Origin of the sequence: Agathobacter sp. LCP21S3_B2 (genome assembly GCF_052118705.1) — a bacterium.
GTDB lineage: Bacteria > Bacillota > Clostridia > Lachnospirales > Lachnospiraceae > Roseburia.
The window spans coordinates 126,135-145,191 of the sequence record NZ_JBQKGQ010000008.1 but is presented as its reverse complement, the minus strand read 5'-3'; the positions used below and the strand labels follow the sequence as shown (position 1 = coordinate 145,191).

Annotated in this window: 16 protein-coding genes; 1 reads left to right on the top strand and 15 read right to left on the bottom strand. The window is 42.8% G+C overall.

Translation table 11 applies throughout. The annotated features are described in order from the left end of the window. Positions 1 to 122: 122 nt before the first annotated feature. Positions 123 to 857, top strand: a complete 735-nt coding sequence (locus ACTQ1L_RS07760; protein WP_441366391.1) for a DUF975 family protein — start codon at positions 123 to 125, stop codon at positions 855 to 857. 448 nt (positions 858 to 1,305) lie between these two features. On the opposite strand, the gene coaBC is transcribed toward ACTQ1L_RS07760, so the two are convergent. The 15 genes from coaBC to ACTQ1L_RS07685 all read right to left on the bottom strand — a co-directional run bounded on the left by coaBC (position 1,306) and on the right by ACTQ1L_RS07685 (position 18,845). Next, on the bottom strand, positions 1,306 to 2,499 hold the full coding sequence (gene coaBC / locus ACTQ1L_RS07755) for a bifunctional phosphopantothenoylcysteine decarboxylase/phosphopantothenate--cysteine ligase CoaBC (RefSeq protein WP_321112522.1): 1,194 nt from the start codon (positions 2,497 to 2,499) through the stop codon (positions 1,306 to 1,308). 38 nt (positions 2,500 to 2,537) lie between these two features. Then, entirely contained in the window at positions 2,538 to 3,503 is a 966-nt protein-coding gene (locus ACTQ1L_RS07750; RefSeq protein WP_441366390.1) for a P1 family peptidase, read from the bottom strand. A 137-nt stretch (positions 3,504 to 3,640) separates the two neighbouring features. Further along, complete coding sequence (locus ACTQ1L_RS07745) at positions 3,641 to 4,459, bottom strand: ECF transporter S component (RefSeq protein WP_321112520.1); 819 nt, start codon at positions 4,457 to 4,459, stop codon at positions 3,641 to 3,643. A gap of 310 nt (positions 4,460 to 4,769) precedes the next feature. Continuing rightward, positions 4,770 to 6,584, bottom strand: coding sequence for a glutamine--fructose-6-phosphate transaminase (isomerizing) (gene glmS / locus ACTQ1L_RS07740; protein ID WP_441366389.1), 1,815 nt, complete (start codon positions 6,582 to 6,584; stop codon positions 4,770 to 4,772). 432 nt (positions 6,585 to 7,016) lie between these two features. After that, a complete protein-coding gene (locus ACTQ1L_RS07735) occupies positions 7,017 to 7,361 on the bottom strand; it encodes a type II toxin-antitoxin system HicB family antitoxin (RefSeq protein ID WP_055274236.1) in 345 nt (114 codons plus the stop codon). Continuing rightward, complete coding sequence (locus tag ACTQ1L_RS07730; RefSeq protein WP_307769378.1) at positions 7,358 to 7,612, bottom strand: type II toxin-antitoxin system HicA family toxin; 255 nt, start codon at positions 7,610 to 7,612, stop codon at positions 7,358 to 7,360. The genes ACTQ1L_RS07735 and ACTQ1L_RS07730 overlap by 4 nt, the downstream gene beginning before the upstream one ends. A 213-nt stretch (positions 7,613 to 7,825) precedes the next feature. Continuing rightward, entirely contained in the window at positions 7,826 to 9,088 is a 1,263-nt protein-coding gene (locus ACTQ1L_RS07725) for a zinc-binding dehydrogenase (RefSeq protein ID WP_441366386.1), read from the bottom strand. 110 nt (positions 9,089 to 9,198) lie between these two features. Continuing rightward, complete coding sequence (locus tag ACTQ1L_RS07720; protein WP_321111998.1) at positions 9,199 to 9,633, bottom strand: PTS sugar transporter subunit IIA; 435 nt, start codon at positions 9,631 to 9,633, stop codon at positions 9,199 to 9,201. A gap of 23 nt (positions 9,634 to 9,656) precedes the next feature. Next, complete coding sequence (locus ACTQ1L_RS07715; RefSeq protein ID WP_441366384.1) at positions 9,657 to 11,741, bottom strand: BglG family transcription antiterminator; 2,085 nt, start codon at positions 11,739 to 11,741, stop codon at positions 9,657 to 9,659. A gap of 82 nt (positions 11,742 to 11,823) precedes the next feature. Next, a complete protein-coding gene (locus ACTQ1L_RS07710; RefSeq protein WP_441366383.1) occupies positions 11,824 to 13,242 on the bottom strand; it encodes a PTS mannitol transporter subunit IICB in 1,419 nt (472 codons plus the stop codon). A 276-nt stretch (positions 13,243 to 13,518) separates the two neighbouring features. Then, on the bottom strand, positions 13,519 to 14,565 hold the full coding sequence (locus ACTQ1L_RS07705; protein ID WP_055238354.1) for an electron transfer flavoprotein subunit alpha/FixB family protein: 1,047 nt from the start codon (positions 14,563 to 14,565) through the stop codon (positions 13,519 to 13,521). Positions 14,566 to 14,581: 16 nt separating this feature from the next. Beyond that, positions 14,582 to 15,364, bottom strand: coding sequence for an electron transfer flavoprotein subunit beta/FixA family protein (locus tag ACTQ1L_RS07700; RefSeq protein WP_015515726.1), 783 nt, complete (start codon positions 15,362 to 15,364; stop codon positions 14,582 to 14,584). Between the two features lie 57 nt (positions 15,365 to 15,421). Then, a complete protein-coding gene (locus tag ACTQ1L_RS07695; RefSeq protein ID WP_441366380.1) occupies positions 15,422 to 16,591 on the bottom strand; it encodes an acyl-CoA dehydrogenase in 1,170 nt (389 codons plus the stop codon). A 41-nt stretch (positions 16,592 to 16,632) separates the two neighbouring features. After that, entirely contained in the window at positions 16,633 to 17,505 is an 873-nt protein-coding gene (locus ACTQ1L_RS07690) for a 3-hydroxyacyl-CoA dehydrogenase family protein (protein ID WP_321111421.1), read from the bottom strand. 155 nt (positions 17,506 to 17,660) lie between these two features. Next, the gene (locus tag ACTQ1L_RS07685; RefSeq protein WP_321111419.1) at positions 17,661 to 18,845 is read right to left on the bottom strand and encodes an acetyl-CoA C-acetyltransferase; all 1,185 of its coding nucleotides are present in this window, start codon (positions 18,843 to 18,845) and stop codon (positions 17,661 to 17,663) included. Positions 18,846 to 19,057 lie beyond the last annotated feature (212 nt).

Genomic DNA, 19,057 nt, shown 5'->3' with positions numbered 1-19,057 from the left:
TGTGTAACCATATGAATACAAGTATATGCTATATATCTGACAATTGTCAAAGCATTAATTTAAACATTAACTTAAGCCTAACTTAAGCATTAATTCAAAACTATTATTTCAGGAGAAATATAATGAACCCAAAAAAGAAATCCAAAGAATTAAAAAGAATATCAAGAGAGAACCTGAACGGAAGATACAGACTTAGCATGAGCGTTTTTCTCACTGTCACACTCATAAATCTGTTTAGTGACCTGCCGTTTACCTACCTGCTCGGAAATGTATATGCGACAAAGGTTCAGACCGTCATCTACTACATTGCCGAGGTGCTTTTATCTATCGTGTTCGGCGTGCTGCAGATGGGACTCATACGTTTCCACCTTAATATGGCAAGAAAGAAAGAGTGCCGTATCAGCGATGTCTTCTACTGCTTTATGAATCACTCCAACAGATATTTTGGAGCATACATCATATATTATGCCATCTCTATGATTGCAAAGGCGCCTTTCCTTGTAGCCAGAAACTTTTTCAAGCTAAGCGGTGACACCATGGGAATTGCTATCGCTTTATATGCTGCAAGTGCCGTGCTCAGCTTTATTGTACTGGTTCTGTTTCCGTTTTACCTGTATCTGGTGCTCTCGCGTGATGATTTATCCGTATTTGCATGTCTGACTCATGCAATAAAACTGATTCGCGGCAACATACTCAGAGTCATATACATTAACTTAAGCTTCATCGGTATGCTTGTGCTTTGCGTGCTGTCGCTCGGCATCGGCCTGCTCTGGGTGGAGCCTTACTATGAGCAGACCTTTGCAAATCTCTTCCTCGATGCGACCGGGGAGCTGCCGGCTGTGGACTGCGCGGTGTAACGGCTTATATAATCGCTTGTGCATGGAGCGCTTCGAATTCAGATTCTTTAAGTGCATGAAGCGCCCGGTGCACAGATTGTATATCACTCCGCTCTCATAACTCCTTAGTCTAGTGGGAGTATATGCCGTCATCCGCAGAGCTTATCAGGCGCGGAAAATCAAACGCGCATTTTACCTCAATATCTAAATTCAGGCTATGCTGCTTGAACGAGTATTTTCCGCGCCGCTTTTGCTGATGACGGCATATAACTCCCACACGACACGTCGTAAATCGAACGTAGCGACATACAATCTGTGCACCGGGCGTTCCATGCACTAATCTACTTCTTCTATTTATCTTACTGCTCCATGCACTTACTCAACTTTTATCGAAATTTCCGAACATGCGGGATATATAATCCGCATCCCACCCGCTACACGCACCCACTCTCAACCTAAAATCAAAGCTCTACATCTGCAGCAGTCGGTCCATAATCCTTGACGCAACGCAGCTCTTGTCCATGATTTCAAGCTCTGTGCAGTCATCAGCCGTAATGAGTGTGACCACATTGGTATCTGTTCCAAAGCCTGCGCCTGCTACCTTTAGGTTGTTTGCCACTATCATATCTGCATTTTTCTTTACAAGCTTTGCTTTCGAGTTTTCAAGCATATTCTGGGTTTCCATAGAAAAACCGCATATGAGCTGTCCCTTAGCCTTGTGTGCTCCGAGGTATGAAAGGATGTCCTCTGTGCGCTCAAGCTCAATTACAGACTCATATGAGCTGTCATTTTTCTTTATTTTCTCATCAGCCGGATGTGATGGACAAAAATCCGCTACTGCTGCGGTCATGATGATAATATCCTGTTCAGCAGCCTTTGATTTCACCACGTCTGCCATGTCTGCGGCCGATGTCACATTTACCACATCTACAAACATAGGTGGAGCAACCGATACTGAAGCGTTGACCAGTGTAACATGCGCACCGCGGAGCATACAATTTTCTGCTATGGCACGCCCCATCTTGCCTGTTGAGTGATTGGTGATAAAACGTACCGGGTCTATTTTTTCCTGTGTCGCTCCGGCTGTGATGAGTACGTTTTTGCCCGCCAGATCCTTTTCACAGGCAATTGTCCTCATTATATAGTCGAAAAGTACCTGTGGCTCCGGCATTTTTCCTGCACCGATGTCTCCGCATGCAAGATATCCTTCAGCCGGCTTTATCATCTCAAAGCCGTAGTGTTCGAGCTTTTTGATATTGTCCTGCACAATCCTGTTCTCGTACATATTGGTGTTCATGGCAGGAGAAACAAGCTTAGGACATTTGGCTGCAAGTATTGTGGTGGTAAGCATATCATCTGCGATTCCGTTTGCCATCTTGCCTATCACATTGGCTGATGCAGGTGCCACCATAAAGATGTCTGCTCTCTTTGCGAGCGCCACATGCTCCACGTTGAATTCAAAGTTTCTGTCAAATGTGTCCACGAGGCACTTGTTGCCTGTGAGAGTTTCAAATGTGATTGGATTTATAAAATTTGTTGCATTATGTGTCATTATGACGTTGACATCGGCGTGCTGTTTTACAAGCATACTCGCAAGGTTTGCTATCTTGTATGCCGCTATGCTTCCTGTCACTCCCAAAACTACTGTTTTTCCTTTTAACATGATTTTCACCTCTGTATAAAACTATTATTATTCTGCAGTCATTTTTTGTTTACATCGCAAAATGCTTTGTAGCCATCCACAGACTTTGCACTTCTAGCTGCATTGGCAATGGCCTTTGCCATGACATAGGCACTCATTGGCCCCACCAGATTGATATCGGCAGGCACACTGCCCACTGATACAGCATAGATTGAATCTCCGTCTGCCATCGTGTGCACGGGTCTGATTGCTCTGCCATAGCCATTGTGAGCCATGGATGCCACCTTGTTGAGTGCGGTCTTGTCAAGCTTTGCATTTGTTATTATTGTACCAATTGTGGTGTTTCCTGTAAACATATTCTGAATCTTCGCCGCTGCCTCAAAATACGCTGTCTCGTCATCAAAAAGCAGCCCATTTTCATCCAGTGCTCCGGCAATTTTCTTATCTGTATCTATATCATATATGTCACCAAGTGCGTTCAGTGTCACCACTGCTCCAACCTTTAGTTCTCCAAGCTGTATTGCATAGGCTCCTATTCCGCTCTTCATGCTGCGCTCACGTCCCATATATTTGCCAACTGTTGCGCCCATTCCGGCTCCATAATTTCCCTGTAAAAAGGTATCATAAGAAGCGTTCTCACAAGCCTTGTATGCCATTTTGCCATCAGGCCTTGCATTTTTATCACCTATTACCAGGTCAAAAATACACGACTGCACCACAAGAGGCACCTTTGTGACTCCCACATCAAAGCCTATATCGCGCTCCTCGAGATACTTCATCACGCCTCCCGCTGCATCCAGACCAAAGGCAGAGCCGCCTGACAGTACAAGCGCATGGATACCCTTTGCGTCTGCCACAGGATTTAAAAGTGGTGTCTCCCGCGAAGCCGGTCCGCCTCCCCTTATGTCAACTCCCGCCGGTGACTGTTTATCAAAAAGAAATACCGTACAGCCGGTCAAGCCCTTAGTGTCCTCGGCTTGGCCTATTTTGAAGCCGCCGATATCCATTATGTCTATTTCATGCATATGTTTCACCTTGTATCATGCCTTTCTTTTAACTCAAATGCTTTTTTACCGTTCCTAGTCCAACTGCTTATAAAACAGGCGGACCTTATCAGTCCGCCGTACATACAATTTCACATTTATTTTAAATCTGTCTGAATTTATTTTGCTGCAATTGGTTTGATACTATTTAAAACCAATCCAACAAGGTATACGATGATTGCGGCAACTATTGCCTCAATTACTCCGTTAAAGCTGATAACTCCGGTGATAACGCCCAGCACCGCGTTTCCTGCCACACCGATTGCATCTGCATAAGCACCCTTGTAAAGCACGAAGATTGAGCCCATTACAAGCAGTGTATTGGTCATGGCACCGGCTACACCTGCATATACAAACGGAATAACCTGTGTGCTCTTTCTGATAAATACAGCCTCAACTACTATAAATACTACAGCTGCGACTGCTATGCCGATTCCTAAAGCGGCTGCCTGTGAAAGTGACTCTGACATCTTGCCGAGGAATGCATATACTCCGAATGCAAGGAATGCTGACATGAGCACATTTAAAACTGTGCCCCAGAGATTTTTCTTCTCTGACGCAAGCACCTTTTTGATGCCTATATATACAAAATAAGGTATAACACCTACTAAAATTCTTGGAACAAATGCTATGAATAAGCTCTTAAATATACCTGAGGTTCCGACCATGGATGCGGCAAGCACCGGCGAAAATACAAAGGATGAAAGAGTTCCTCCGACTATAGTTGCCTTTAGACAACTGGTAAATCCGAATACAAATCCAAGGAATGCTCCCTTTTTAGGTCCGCAGAAAAGTGAACCAAGGATTACCGGAATGTGAATAATCGTAGCGTTGATAACTACGAGCGGAATATATCCGAGTGGTGTGAATGCCATGATAATGATAATGGCTGTGAATAAACCTGTCAGTACAAGTTCGTTTGTTTTTGAATTGCGCATTGTTTTTCCTCCTTTTGGTAAAAGCCCATATGGGTCTCGTCCTAATTCTGTTATGCTGTGATTCTGTCACACGGCATAAGAGCGCACATGAAAATTGTATGGCTGCTGGATTCTCGTATGAGTAACCCGCATTTATGTATCATACCACCGGATGCGTGATGTGTAAATACAAATTTGTTATATTTTTAACAAAATGTGTTGGTGCCGTGCAAATCACTGACATATACATCGATGTATTACATATGCTGCATTGTATCGCACAAGCGTAAAAAAAATCCCCGGACATCGCATAAATGTCCGGGAAAATTATTTATTCTACTGTAACTGATTTTGCAAGGTTACGTGGCTGGTCAGGGTTTAAGCCCTTTCCTGTTGATGTGTAGTAAGCGATAAGCTGACAGATTACAACTGACTCGAAAATCGCAAACTCATCCGGTGCCTGTGGGAGTGAGATATGCACATCACAGATTGACTTATCTGTAATATCCTTATCCTTGCTAAGAAGGATAACGTATGCGCCTCTTGCCTTTACCTCGCGGATATTTGAGATGACCTTGCTGTATACATGACTCTGTGTAGCAACTGCGATAACAGGAACACCCTCGCTGATGAGCGCGATTGTACCGTGCTTTAACTCGCCTGCTGCATAAGCCTCAGCATGAATATATGAAATCTCTTTGAGCTTGAGTGCGCCCTCCATGCAGAGTGTATAGTCAAGTCCACGTCCAATGTAGAACGCATTTGTTGCGTTAACCATTCTCTTTGTGAGCTGCTCAATCTCAGGTGCCTGCGTGATAACTGACTCGATGAGATTTGGAACCTCCTGAAGGTTCTCAATAAACTCTTTTGCATCAGCCTCTGTCATCTTACCTGATACAAGACCAAGCTTGCAGCCTAACAGATAGAAACTTGCAGCCTGTACTGTGTAAGCCTTTGTACTTGCAACAGCAATCTCAGGGCCTGCATGTGTGTAAAGCACATAGTTGCTCTCTCTTGCAATTGATGAACCCTTCACGTTTACTATAGAGAGTGTCTTCTTTGTGTATTTATTGGCAAGACGAAGTGCCTCTAAGGTATCAATTGTCTCACCTGACTGTGATACAAATACAACCATTGACTTGTCTGAGATAACAGGCTCCTCATATCTGAACTCTGATGCGATTGCAACAGTTACAGGTATATGAAGTCGGTTCTGGATCATGGTTTTTCCAACCATTCCCGCATACATGGCTGTACCGCATGCTACTATTGTGATATCGCTTACATCCTCAAAGAATGAATCCGGAATGCCGTCCTCTGTGAAATCAGGCAGAGAATCCTTGATTCTTGGAGTGATAGTCTTTGTAATAGCTGCAGGCTGCTCATGAATCTCCTTGATCATGAAATGCGGATAGCCGTCCTTCTGAGCTGCTGTTACATCCCAGTTTACCTCAAGATACTCAGGCTCAACATTCTTTCCGTCAAGATCCTCTATTGTAATTCCATCTGCTGTCATAGTCATGATAGCATACTCAGGTACGATGAAATAGCGCTTAGAGTATTTGATAAATGCTGTGAGGTCAGATGCGATAAATGCTCCGTCATCGCAATATGTTGCAACCATCGGGCTTACATTTCTGACAGCAAAAATCTTTCCCGGCTGATCCTTGAACATGATACAGAACGCAAATGAACCCCGAAGCTCTGTTACTGCCTTCTTAATAGTAGCCTTTGGATCTCCGTCATAGAGCTTGTTGATAAGAGCAGCTGCTACCTCTGTATCTGTCTCAGATATAAGAGAATCTGCAAGATCAAACTTGTTTACAATCTCGTGGTAGTTCTCAATGATACCATTGTGGATGAGTGCGACATTTCCAACCTTGTGAGGATGAGCATTGGCATTGGTAACTCCGCCGTGTGTTGCCCATCTTGTATGTCCGATTCCACAGGTTGAATTGTTCTCATCATCGCAGATAGCGAGAAGATCCTTAACCTTTCCGACGGTTTTGCGGATAGAAATCTTGCCTGTATCCTTGAAATAAGCAATACCTGCACTGTCGTATCCACGATACTCTAACGCAGCGAGTCCTTCCGTCAAAATCTTCTGTGCCTCTAAACGGCCTGTAAATCCTATAATTCCACACATAGTGTTAGATCTCCTTTTCGATATATAATTTTAAATGTACAAATTGTAACTGTTCTTTTCTGAATAGCTACTTGATTTATATGGTTCTCTCGCTTTGTTTTGATGTCTCCATCATATTTGGCTTGAGATGCGCATCCATATATGCGTCCAGGCATCCGCCGAATTTTCGATAACCTGAAACCTCGTTAACCGGCATATTTTTCCGTCCCTGCCGGTGCATGGCGCTAAAGTTTTTAACTTTTCAAAATCCAATTGCTCCTTTTTCTTGGACTTTGTTATTCTACCACATTGGGATAAATGACTCAATTGTAAAATTAGCCGAATTTTTCATAAATGTGGGGGCAAATTTATAATATGCGACTAGATGTCGTAGTATAACAAAACCCTCAGGCAAATTATCTTAAATTAATTGCCGGAGGGTATGTCCTTCAATTACATCTGCACTGCTGCAGGAGATTTTTCAAGAGTCTGTTCAACATACCTATTTAAAGTAATATCATGTTCCGTTGCATATATAACAATTTTCTTATGGAGTTCCGGTGATATTCTAACATTGAAGCTTCCTTTATATGCCTGCTCCGGGACCTTTCCTTGTTGCTCACATATTAGCAAATACTCATCAACAGCTTCATGAAAGCCTTCTACAAGCTCTCTGGCATTTTCACCTTCATATGATATTAATGAACGTATTCCCATAACTTTTCCATAGAAAATTACATCCTCCTCTGAAAACTCAACACTTCCAACATAGCCTTTATATTCCATAGTATTATTCATATAAGATCCTCCTGCTCAAGATATTCTATTAGCTGTTTGATCTGATAATCCTTAAGCTCTTTTTGTGGATGTGGTTTATGAAGCATAATGCATCCATGATTTTCACTTTCAAATATAACTCTGGATCCACTGGTCTTTCCCTTATTTGAATAGGCAAAGTCAAAATATTTCAATAAAGTTTCTGCTTCATCAAACGTAAAATCTTTTGGTCGTGATTTTAATCTCTTAATCAGTTTGTCCTTTTTCCCCATAACATATATCTCATTTTTTATTATTATACATCACTTTCCATTTATTGCAACTATTTTTAGTTGCAATTGTCGATTTAGTTCTTTCTGGCTTCAAAAAATGGCGCATGCAAGGTTGAGTGCATGCGCCGGAATGATGTATATATTTTAACGCGCTTTGTCAAAATGGGGTTGATTTGCGCACCAAAATACCAGATTTAATTGAATGGTACCGTTTTATTTTACACCGAAGTGCTCGAAGAGAATTTTTTCTGCCTCTTCATTCCACAGACCACGATGTGCCTTTACAGATGCATCGAGCTTTGCGAAAAGCGGATCTGTTTTTCCAAGCTCCTCGAAGTCATCGATTGCTGTGAGTGGCATATCAAACTGCATGTATGTAAGCTTCTTGCCACCAGGGATTTCCGGAAGGTGGCAGGTTGCATCTGCTACTGCGTTGATTCCACCTACGTGTGTAATCATTACAGCCGGATTGATTGCTCCCTTTGATGCAAGATCAATTGCCTCTACGAGGTCATCTGTGTTTCCACCTGTCGTTCCCATGATGTGTGTGCTTGTGTAGTGGCAGTTGTACAGATTAATCTCTGCCTTGAACTGGTTGTCTGTAGGTCCTGCAAAGAAGTTCATGCAGCCGTCAAATGCGAGAAGTCTGTCTCCCATCTCTGCAACAGGCTTGATTGGTACATATACGAATATGTCATCATAGCCCTTTCCGTCTGTTATTGCCATAAGCTCTGCCTCTGCATCCTTTGCCTTTGCTGTGTTGAAGTAGATGAGCTCTATGCCCTTCTCTGCTGCCTCTTCAACGGTGATGCACTGCTTTGCTCTCTCGATTTTTGCATCATCTACGTCTGTTACTACGATTCTCTTTGGCTTGTTCTCAAATGTAAGTCCATAGCTTACCGCTCCAAGTCCCATTGGTCCGCAGCCACCCATGATAAGGATGCTTCCGCCAACCTTTGTGCCCATTGCATGTTCATAATTGTGCTTGTTTGTGTGATAATTTGCATGGTATCCACCGATGATACAGCTCATTGGTTCTCCGAGAGATGCCTTAAAATAGCTGTCTCCGTCATATTTTAGGAGGCATCCAAGCTCCATTACCTCATGAGGCATGATGCAGTAGGTTGCTGCTCCACCGCAGTATCTGTATGAGTATCCAGGTGAGTCAAGCTTGCCCTGGTAGTTGAGTGCAGGCTGTAATGCAAATTTCTCGCCCGGCTTGAACTGATTCTGCCATTTCTTTCCTACCTGTACTATATCTCCTGAACACTCGTGTCCTACGATTACCGGATGGATATCCATATCCTGTGGTGCTCTCTTATGCTTCTTGCCCTGCTTTGCAAGCTTATATGTTGACATGCAGATGCTATCGCTCATTACCTTTACAAGTATTTCATCGTCCTTGATCTCCGGGAGCTCAAACTCCTCAAGTCTTAAGTCCATTTCTCCGTACATTCTGACTGCTTTTGATTTCATATTGATTTCCTCCTATTTCGATATGTATACTATGATATTTTGATATAACTATGTTATTTGTTGCCCTGTTCTTAGCTTAATAATGCACTTTTTGAATATTTTTTTTTACATTACATATCAGCTTCAATAAACAACTGATAAATCTCGTCTGCCGTTCCGTTCACTGCCTTGTCAACATTCTCTGCTTCTGACAAAAGTATTGCTATACTGCTTAAGATCTCGATATGCTCATTTTCTTTTCCTGCAATTCCGATTGCTATACGGACCATGTTTCCGTTACCCCAGTCAACTCCGTCAGGAAGCGTTACTATCGCGATTCCGGCTTTATTTACAAATTTCTTTGTTGCCTCGATTCCGTGTGGAATTGCAACCCCATTGCCCATAAATGTATTGAATACATTCTCCTTGTCGAGCATACCCTGAATATATTCCTTCTCGATGCATCCTGTGTCATAGAGCATCTGACCGAGCTTTTCAATCACCTGCTCCTTGTTTAAGCCTCTCACGCCTGTGACAATGTTTTCTATTCTTAATACATCACTCATTGTAAAATCCTCCTTTTTGCTATCTACTGCATTTTTGATATGTACTCGTTAAAATATGTCTTCAATGCTTTTTTAATTATTCTTCTCGTTTCCTCCACATTTTCTTCAAATATGGAAGGTAATAGTCTTTCCTCTTCCACAAAAGCGCTGCTTATCCTTCCCAGAATTTCTGTATCTGTTTCTCCCTTATCCATGGGTGCAGCAAGGAAAACTGCTGCCTTTATATTTTTCATGCTTTCATCTGTAAAGCATGCACCATCTTCAGGTGTCATCGTTTTAAAAACAATGCTGTTTACTGCTTTTGTCTTACAATGAAACAGTGCAAAATCAAGCTCCGGAAATACCTGCGTCATTACACGCTCTCTCTTCATTATGTCATTTTTCAATGTATCTGCAGCCGCCCTGCTGTCGGTTATTACATACGACATGCTCTCAACCAGCTGCTCCATGGTGCTTGCACTGTCAGCTCTGTAATTACTGTAATTTTTTGTCAGCCGTTTAATCTTTGAAACTATTTCATTTATCTGTGACAGCTGTTCGTTAAAGTCGATATCCTCCTGCTTACTTGGCATTCTGGAATATTCATCAACCTTTAAGCGTATCGCCATGATGTCATTAGCATTTATTAACGGTGACACCTTTACTATATCTATGTCAGGATTGTCAAGTACAAGTCCTGATACAAAGAAATCTGTTTTCGATGCCACATATGGTGTGATTTCATCTCTCCCGTAGGTCTTTATTGTGACATCCTCTCTTAAAAAGCCTCTGATTTTAGTACTCATGAGTCTTGCGACTCCAAAGCCTCCTGCACACACGATTCCGATTTCAACCGGCCGCCTCCTGCGTTTTCTCTCGTGGATTCTCTCCATGGCTGCTCCAAAATGGATTGCAAGATATCCCACCTCACTGTCAGGAACCTTATGGCCTGTTGCCTTTTCTATAACATATGCTGCCTGTCTGCACTGTGCAAACACCTCAGGATACTCACTCTTTATCTGCGCCTCGAGAGGATTGTATACATACAGTTCATTTTCGATTCTGATTATTGCCGGCTGTAAATCCATCATCAGACCATATATCAGCTCATCATCCTGCCTCATTTCACATGCATCTGTCGCATCAAACACACCTATCAGCTTGTCAATAATATCGAGCAGCTTTTCTGCTCCAAGTTCCTCATCATCCTCCATATTATACCGGTTCTGTTTGGAGCCCTTTATATAAAGCAGAATATTTGAAAATTCACTCTTTGGCAGCTTTATATCAAATTCACTTTCCAGTGCTTCTATGAGATGCGCTGCCGCCGGGTAATCATCATCAAACTGCACATTTACCGGCAATTCGGTATCTTCTATGACATTTCCCTTCATGATCCTGTCAACAGCTATTGCCGTGTGAATCAAGAGACCAATATAGGAATCCTCAGCCATATGGTTGAAACGGTTTTCATCTATGTCTTCAAATACCTGTATCACCCTGTCAACCACCGAGCTGTTTAATAGTCCATACACCTTTACACTGTTGTAATTTTTCATTGCCCTAAGCAGTGCTTCCCTGTTTTCAAAAAACATGCTTCTCATGGATTCATCATCCATATTATCATTGACAAAATAATGAAGTGCTGTTCGTATATCCTTTTCTTTGCCATCAACTATAACACCGAAGCCCGGTTTTCTGATAAGAGAAAGCCTGTAGCCGGCAAGCTTTTTTTCCACAACATCAAGGTCATGGCTTATTGTTGCCTCGCTCACTCCGAAAAGGTTGCTGAAATAGAATAGCTTTTTAGGAACCTTTTCACGTAAAAGCTCATATATAAGATATTTTCTTCTTGTATTTTTATCAGAAAAATTATTATTCTGAGTTTCTGTTACTTCTTTTCTCAGGCGGTTCAGGTTCACGGCATCACCATCAATCCATACACCGATATTTTTCTTCTTGCACAGACTCAGGTCGTAATCCGCCAGTCCTGCCGCTATATAATCAAACTCTCTTTGGACAGTCCTCTTGCTTACCCCTATATGCTGTGCTATGTCCTGCTCCAAAACAGGTTCATTTTTCTCAAGAACAAATTGTAATATCTGTTTGATTCTAGGTGTTAATTCCATGAACCCTTCCCCCTTTGTATGCTGAAGGATTTACTGTAAATTTCTATTAATTGCATCCCTGCAGCATACTTTTTACTTTGTATTACTCTTTATTTGTTTTAAGGCTCTCCACCAGCTCATCATATTCAGGTGCTGTCATGAAATTGGTAATTGTCACAAGTCTGGCCTGTGGCGCACTCTTCATGGCTCTTTCCTTTAAATCCTGATGTGTGACAACTATCTGTGCCTCAGGTGGAATGCTTGATACAGATGCATGAGTTACTTCTATATCAAGTCCGGCCTTTTGTATCTTTTTCTTTAAGACACTGGCGCCCATCGCACTTGAGCCCATTCCCGCATCACATGCAAACACGATATGCTTGATTTTCTCAGCAGGGATAGCTACTGTCTGCTGCTCTATGGCATCTGCAGATGCGCTGACTGCCTCGCCCTTAGAGGCTGCCTTCATATCCTTCATCTTTGCTGATGCATCCTCTAGACTTCCCTCATGCTTGTTTCCTGTCAGCCTGATGATTGGTATTGCTATTACAAATGAAACCACTGCCGCTATTACTACTCCAAGAAGTACCGCAAGTGTAGAGCCCTTTGGTGCCATAAGCAGGAATGCGATAATGCTTCCCGGTGATGCAGGACCTGACAGGCCAAGATCAAATACTGTGTAGTATGTCATTGCTGCAAGCGAACCGCCGATTGCTGCAAGCAGTAAAAGCGGATTCATTAGTACATACGGGAAATAAATCTCATGTATTCCACCAAAAAGGTGAATGATAAGTGCTCCCGGTGCTGAATCCTTTGTCTTCTTATCCTTTGAGAAGAACATGTATGCAAGTAAGACTCCTGTACCTGCTCCTGGGTTTGACTCAATCATGTAGAATACCGATTTTCCTGTCTCAGCAATCTGCTCTGCTCCAAGTGGAGAAAATATTCCGTGGTTGATTGCATTGTTTAAGAAAAGAATTTTTGCAGGCTCTACAAATACTGTTACGAGTGGAAGTATACCGTGTGTTACGAGTACGTTTACTCCTGCGCTTAATGCTCCAAGTATAACTCCCATGAATGGTCCAATCAGATAGTATCCGATGACTGCCATTATCAGTCCAAGTATTCCTACTGAGAAGTTATTTACAATCATCTCAAAGCCTGCCAGAATGTGTCCGTCTACTGCTTTGTCGAACTTCTTGATAACAAGTCCTGCGAGAGGTCCCATAATCATGGCTCCCATAAACATTGTGTACTCTGTTCCACAGATAACACCGATTGTGGCAATTGCTCCCATCAGGGCGCCTCTGTCGCCTCCAACCATTTTTCCACCCTGATATGCAATCAGGATTGGAAGTACATATGTAAGCATTGGACTTACTATACTACTAAGCTGTTCATTTGGGAACCAGCCCTTTTCTATAAACAGGGCTGTTAAAAGGCCCCATGCTATGAACGCTCCAATGTTTGGCATTACCATGCCGCTTAGGAACCGTCCGAAGGTTTGAATTTTTGCTTTCATGATATTCCCCCGTTCTGAAAGTATTTTGTTGGTTTATTAATAGTAACGTAAAATCAAATGCATTTGTTTTTCTTGTTAACTTTATTATATTAGGGGTCAAGCTTTTTTTCAATTAATTGATTTTTAAGTTTGTCGTGTTTCAAAATGACAAATTTCGGGGAATGTGAAAATTACACATATCTTTATCATAAGAATGCGCAAAAAAACACAGCACTGCGATAAACAGTACTGTGTTTAAATGTATTAGTAATGTAATTTTATTGCATTATTATGCGATTATGCGTCAGCATTTGCCTCTTTAAGAGCTGCTGTAAGCTGAGGAACGATCTTCTTTAAATCTCCTACTAAGCCGTAATCAGCTACGTCGAAGATTGGAGCATCCTCGTCCTTGTTGATGGCGATGATGAGATCAGACTCCTCCATACCTGCTACGTGCTGGATGGCTCCTGAGATACCGATTGCGAAGTAAATCTGTGGACGTACAGTCTTTCCTGTCTGTCCTACCTGATAATCCTGTGCTAACCAGCCGTTCTCTACAGCTGCACGAGAGCATGATACCATACCACCCTTGAAGCATGAAGCAAGGTCACGAAGCATCTCGAAGTTCTCAGCGCTTCCAACTCCACGTCCGCCTGATACAAGTACCTTAGCGTCCATGATGTTCTCTACGTTGCCAACTGCCTTAACGATATCCATGATCTCAACATAACGGTTGTTCTCCTCGAGTGCAGGATTGTACTCGATAACCTCTGCTGCTCTGCCAGCCTCTTTAGGAAGCTTCTGCATAACACCAGGACGAACTGTTGCCATCTGTGGACGGTTGTCAGGACAAGCGATTGTTGCGATTGTGTTTCCACCGAATGCAGGACGTGTCATGAGAAGCTGGTTGTGCTTCTGCTCCTGTCCAGGCATAGCATTGATTGGGAAATCACCAATCTCAAGCTTTGTACAGTCAGCTGTAAGACCTGTCTTAACCCTTGCTGAAACTGTTGGTCCGAGGTCACGTCCGATAGCTGTTGCACCAACTAACATGATCTCCGGCTTGTACTCGTTGATTACTGATACAAGAGCCTGTGCGTATGGCTCTGTTCTGTATGTCTCAAGTGCAGGATTGTCTACAACGATTACCTTATCTGCGCCGTACTCACCGAGCTCTGTTGCAAGAGCCTTTACGTTAGATCCAAGAAGTACTGCAGTAACCTCTGTATTTAAATCTGCTGCTAACTCTTTAGCTTTACCGACTAACTCAAAGGCGATGTCGCTAAGCTTATTGTCTACCTGCTGTGCGTAGATATATACGCCCTTATATTCTTCTAAACCCATTTTTGGTTCCTCCATACTAGATGATATGTTTCTCTTTGAATTTCTCCATGAGATAGTTTACTGACTCTGTTGGATCAAGGTTAACCTTTTCTCCAGCTCCCTTAGGTACCTTGTCAGATGCCTTAGCAATCTTTGTAGGTGATCCCTTAAGTCCAAGATCTGAATCGTCAACATCCTTAAGGTCAGCTCTGCCCCAGACAGTTACCTCTTTGTCAAATGCATCGAAAATTCCGCCCGGTGTCATATATCTAGGCTCATTTAACTCTGAAAGAGCTGTGATAAGACAAGGCATCTTAGCCTTAACTACGTGATATCTGTCCTCGTACTGACGCTTAACGACTACAGAATCTCCCTCAACCTTGATATCCTCTGCGTATGAGATTACAGGAAGTCCAAGATGAACTGCGATCTGTGGTCCAACCTGTGCTGTATCTCCATCGATAGCCTGACGGCCTGTGATGATTAAATCATAATCGAGATTTCTTAATGCACCTGCAATTGTAGTAGATGTAGCCCATGTATCAGCTCCACCAAGTACTCTGTCTGTTACTAAAACTGCATCATCAGCGCCCATAGCCATTGCCTCACGAAGGATTGCATCAGCCTTTGGAAGTCCCATTGTAAGAACTGTAACCTTTGCGCCTGTCTCATCTTTGATTCTAAGTGCTGCCTCAAGACCAGCCTTGTCATCTGGATTCATGATTGCAAGCATTGAAGCTCTATCAAGTGTTCCGTCAGGATTGAATTTTACTCCACCCTTTGTATCAGGAACCTGTTTAATACATACTACGATATTCATGTATTTGTTCTCCTTTATTTATTCTAAGTAGCTCTACAGTTATGATAGCTCTCTTAACTATCTGAGTAATGAGCCTGAAATAACCATACGCTGAACCTCTGAAGTTCCCTCGTAGATCTCTGTAATCTTAGCATCACGCATCATACGCTCTACATCGTACTCACGGATATATCCGTATCCACCGAATAACTGAACGCACTCTGTTGTAACAGCCATAGCTGTCTCTGCTGCGAATAATTTAGCCTTTGCTGCATCTACTGAGTAAGAAACCTTAGGGTTCTTAGCAAACTCTGCCTTCTTCATAGCTGCTGCGTATACAAGATACTTAGCTGCATCGATACGTGTAGCCATATCTGCAAGCTTGAACTGTGTATTCTGCTGCTGTGCGATTGAACGGCCGAACTGCTTTCTTTCCTTTGTGTACTCGATAGTTCTCTCTAATGCGCCCTCTGCAATACCAAGTGCCTGAGCAGCGATTCCGATACGTCCACCATCAAGTGTATGCATAGCGATTGGGAAACCTCTTCCCTCTTTTCCAAGTAATGCATCCTTTGGAATACGTGCATCCTCGAAGATAAGCTCGTATGTAGATGATCCGCGGATACCCATCTTCTTCTCTTTTGTTCCGAATGAGAATCCAGGTGTTCCCTTGTCTACGATGAATGCAGAGAAGTTCTTCTTCTTGCGTCCACGCTTGTCCTCTGTGATGCTTGTAACAGCGATGATGATGTAAACATCAGCAACCTTACCGTTTGTGATGAAGCACTTAGATCCGTTAAGAACCCACTCGTCTCCGTCTAAAACGGCCTTTGTCTGACATCCCTGTGCATCTGTACCAGCGCCCGGCTCAGTAAGACCGAAAGCACCGATTTTCTTGCCTGAAGCAAGGTCAGGAACATATTTTTTCTTCTGCTCCTCTGTACCGAATGTCATAATAGGATCGATACAAAGTGATGTATGAGCAGATACAATAACGCCTGTTGTACCACAAACCTTTGATAATTCTTCTACACACATAACGTATGTAAGTGGATCACAGCCCTGTCCGCCGTACTCCTTTGGTACAGGAATGCCCATGAATCCATATTTTCCCATCTTAGCAACTGTCTCTGCTGGGAATACCTCTGTCTCGTCAGTCTCCTGTGCAAGAGGTTTAACTTCTGTCTCTGCGAACTGTTTGAAAAGGTCGCGAGCCATCTCATGTTTCTGATCTAAAGTGAAATCCATGATTTATTCTCCTTGAAATTTATATTTTGTTTTAATCTCATTTACATTGCGTCTACAGGTGTCTTTGTGCGGTCTGCGTTGTAAACGTAGAATCCCTTGCCGCTCTTGCATCCAAGGTTTCCGCCTCTTACCATCTTGCGAAGGAGTGGGCATGCACGATACTTGCTGTCACCTGTCTCATTGTAAAGAACGTCCATGATTGCAAGGCAGATATCAAGTCCAATGAAATCTCCAAGCTCTAATGGTCCCATTGGATGGTTAGCACCAAGCTTCATAGCTGCATCGATTCCGGCGATATCTGAAACACCCTCCATCTTGATGAAAGCAGCCTCGTTGATCATTGGGATAAGGATACGGTTTACTACGAAACCGGCAGCCTCGTTAACCTGTACAGGTGTCTTGCCGATCTCCTCTGCAATCTTCTTAATTGCATCAACTGTCTCAACAGGTGTGTTAACTCCTGCGATAACCTCTACTAACTTCATACGGTCAGCAGGGTTGAAGAAGTGCATACCGATTAATGGACGTGTAAGTCCGTTTCCAATCTCTGTGATTGAAAGTGATGATGTATTTGAAGCGAAAATACACTCTGGCTTAGCAATCTTGTCTAACTCAGCGAATGTAGTTTTCTTAACCTGCATATCCTCGAAAGCAGCCTCAACGATGAGGTCACAATCCTTGCAGAGATCTTCTTTTAAACCAGGAGTGATGCTTGCAAGAATGCTGTCAACCTTCTCCTGTGTCATTTTCTCTTTTGCTACAAGTCTTGCATATCCTTTTGCAATCTTGTCTTTTCCGCCTTCAGCCCACTCCTGCTTAATATCGCAGAGTGCTACCTCGTATCCATCTACCTGTGCGAATGCTTTTGCGATTCCCTGGCCCATTGTACCAGCACCGATAACTCCAACCTTCATTTTAATTCCTCCTAAAATATATTATGGTGCAAAAGCTTTAAGTGCTAAGCCTCTGCAGCATAACTTAATCATATATATATACTGATGTAAATAAACTAATTCACACTACAAGGGGATGCACCTGCATCCCCTCATATATCTATTGGCAAAGAAAATTAGTACTTCTCAACGATAGTAGAACATCCCATTCCACCACCGATACAAAGTGTTGCAAGACCTCTGTTAGATCCTCTCTTCTGCATCTCATGTAATAATGTAACAAGGATACGACAGCCTGAAGCTCCAACAGGATGTCCGAGTGCGATAGCACCACCGTTTACATTTACCTTGCTCATATCGAAACCAAGATCTCTTGCTACAGCGATTGACTGTGCAGCAAATGCCTCGTTTGCCTCGATAAGATCGAAATCATCAATTGAAAGACCTGTCTTTGCAAGAACCTTCTTTGTAGAAGCTACCGGTCCAACACCCATGATCTCAGGCTCAACTCCGCCAAGTGCTCCTGCTACCCATGTAGCTAATGGCTTAACACCGAGCTCCTTAGCTTTCTCTTCGCTCATTACAACTACTGCTGCAGCACCATCATTGATTCCTGATGCGTTACCGGCTGTAATAAGTCCGCCCTCTTTACCTGAGCAGCAACGAAGCTTAGAAAGAGACTCTGCTGTTGTTCCGGCACGAGGTCCCTCGTCCTTTGTGAACTCAACGATTTCTTTCTTAACCTTAACAGGTACAGGAACGATCTCATCATCGAACTTACCTGCTGCGATAGCTGCCTCACACTTCTGCTGTGAGTTTGCTGAGAACTCATCAAGCTCTTCACGAGTGATGCCGTATTTATCACATACATTCTCAGCTGTGATCATCATATGATAGTGGTTGAATGCATCTGTAAGAGCATCGTTAACCATTGTATCGATGATTGTTGCATTGTTCATTCTGTATCCGAAACGTGCCTTTGTCATAGCGTAAGGAGCCATTGACATGTTCTCCATACCACCTGCAACAACGATATCAGCCTCACCGGCCTTGATCATTGTAGCAGCGTCGTTTACACACTTAAGACCTGATCCACAAACAACATTGATTGTGATAGCCGGAACCTCGATTGGAAGTCCTGCCTTGATAGAAGCCTGACGAGCTACGTTCTGTCCCTGAGCTGCCTGGATAACACAACCCATCTTAACCTCGTCAACCATCTCAGGAGCAACACCTGCACGGTTTAAAGCCTCCTTAATTACGATTGCACCTAAATCTGCGGCTGGAGTATTGCTTAATGCTCCGCCCATTTTGCCGATTGCTGTACGGCAAGCACTTGCGATTACAACTTTCTTTGCCATTATATTATCTCCTTTAAATTGTATTGCACATCCGTGCTGTTAATTTTTTAACAAAGTTATTATACTACAAATTTATGTAAAAATCAATTGGTTTTGTTAATAATTTGTCAAAATTCTATTAAAATTTGCATATTTTTCACGCGTATTACTTATACTATTCCGTCAGATTAACAAAAGCCGATGCTATTATAACCTGCGGCATGCATACAGGC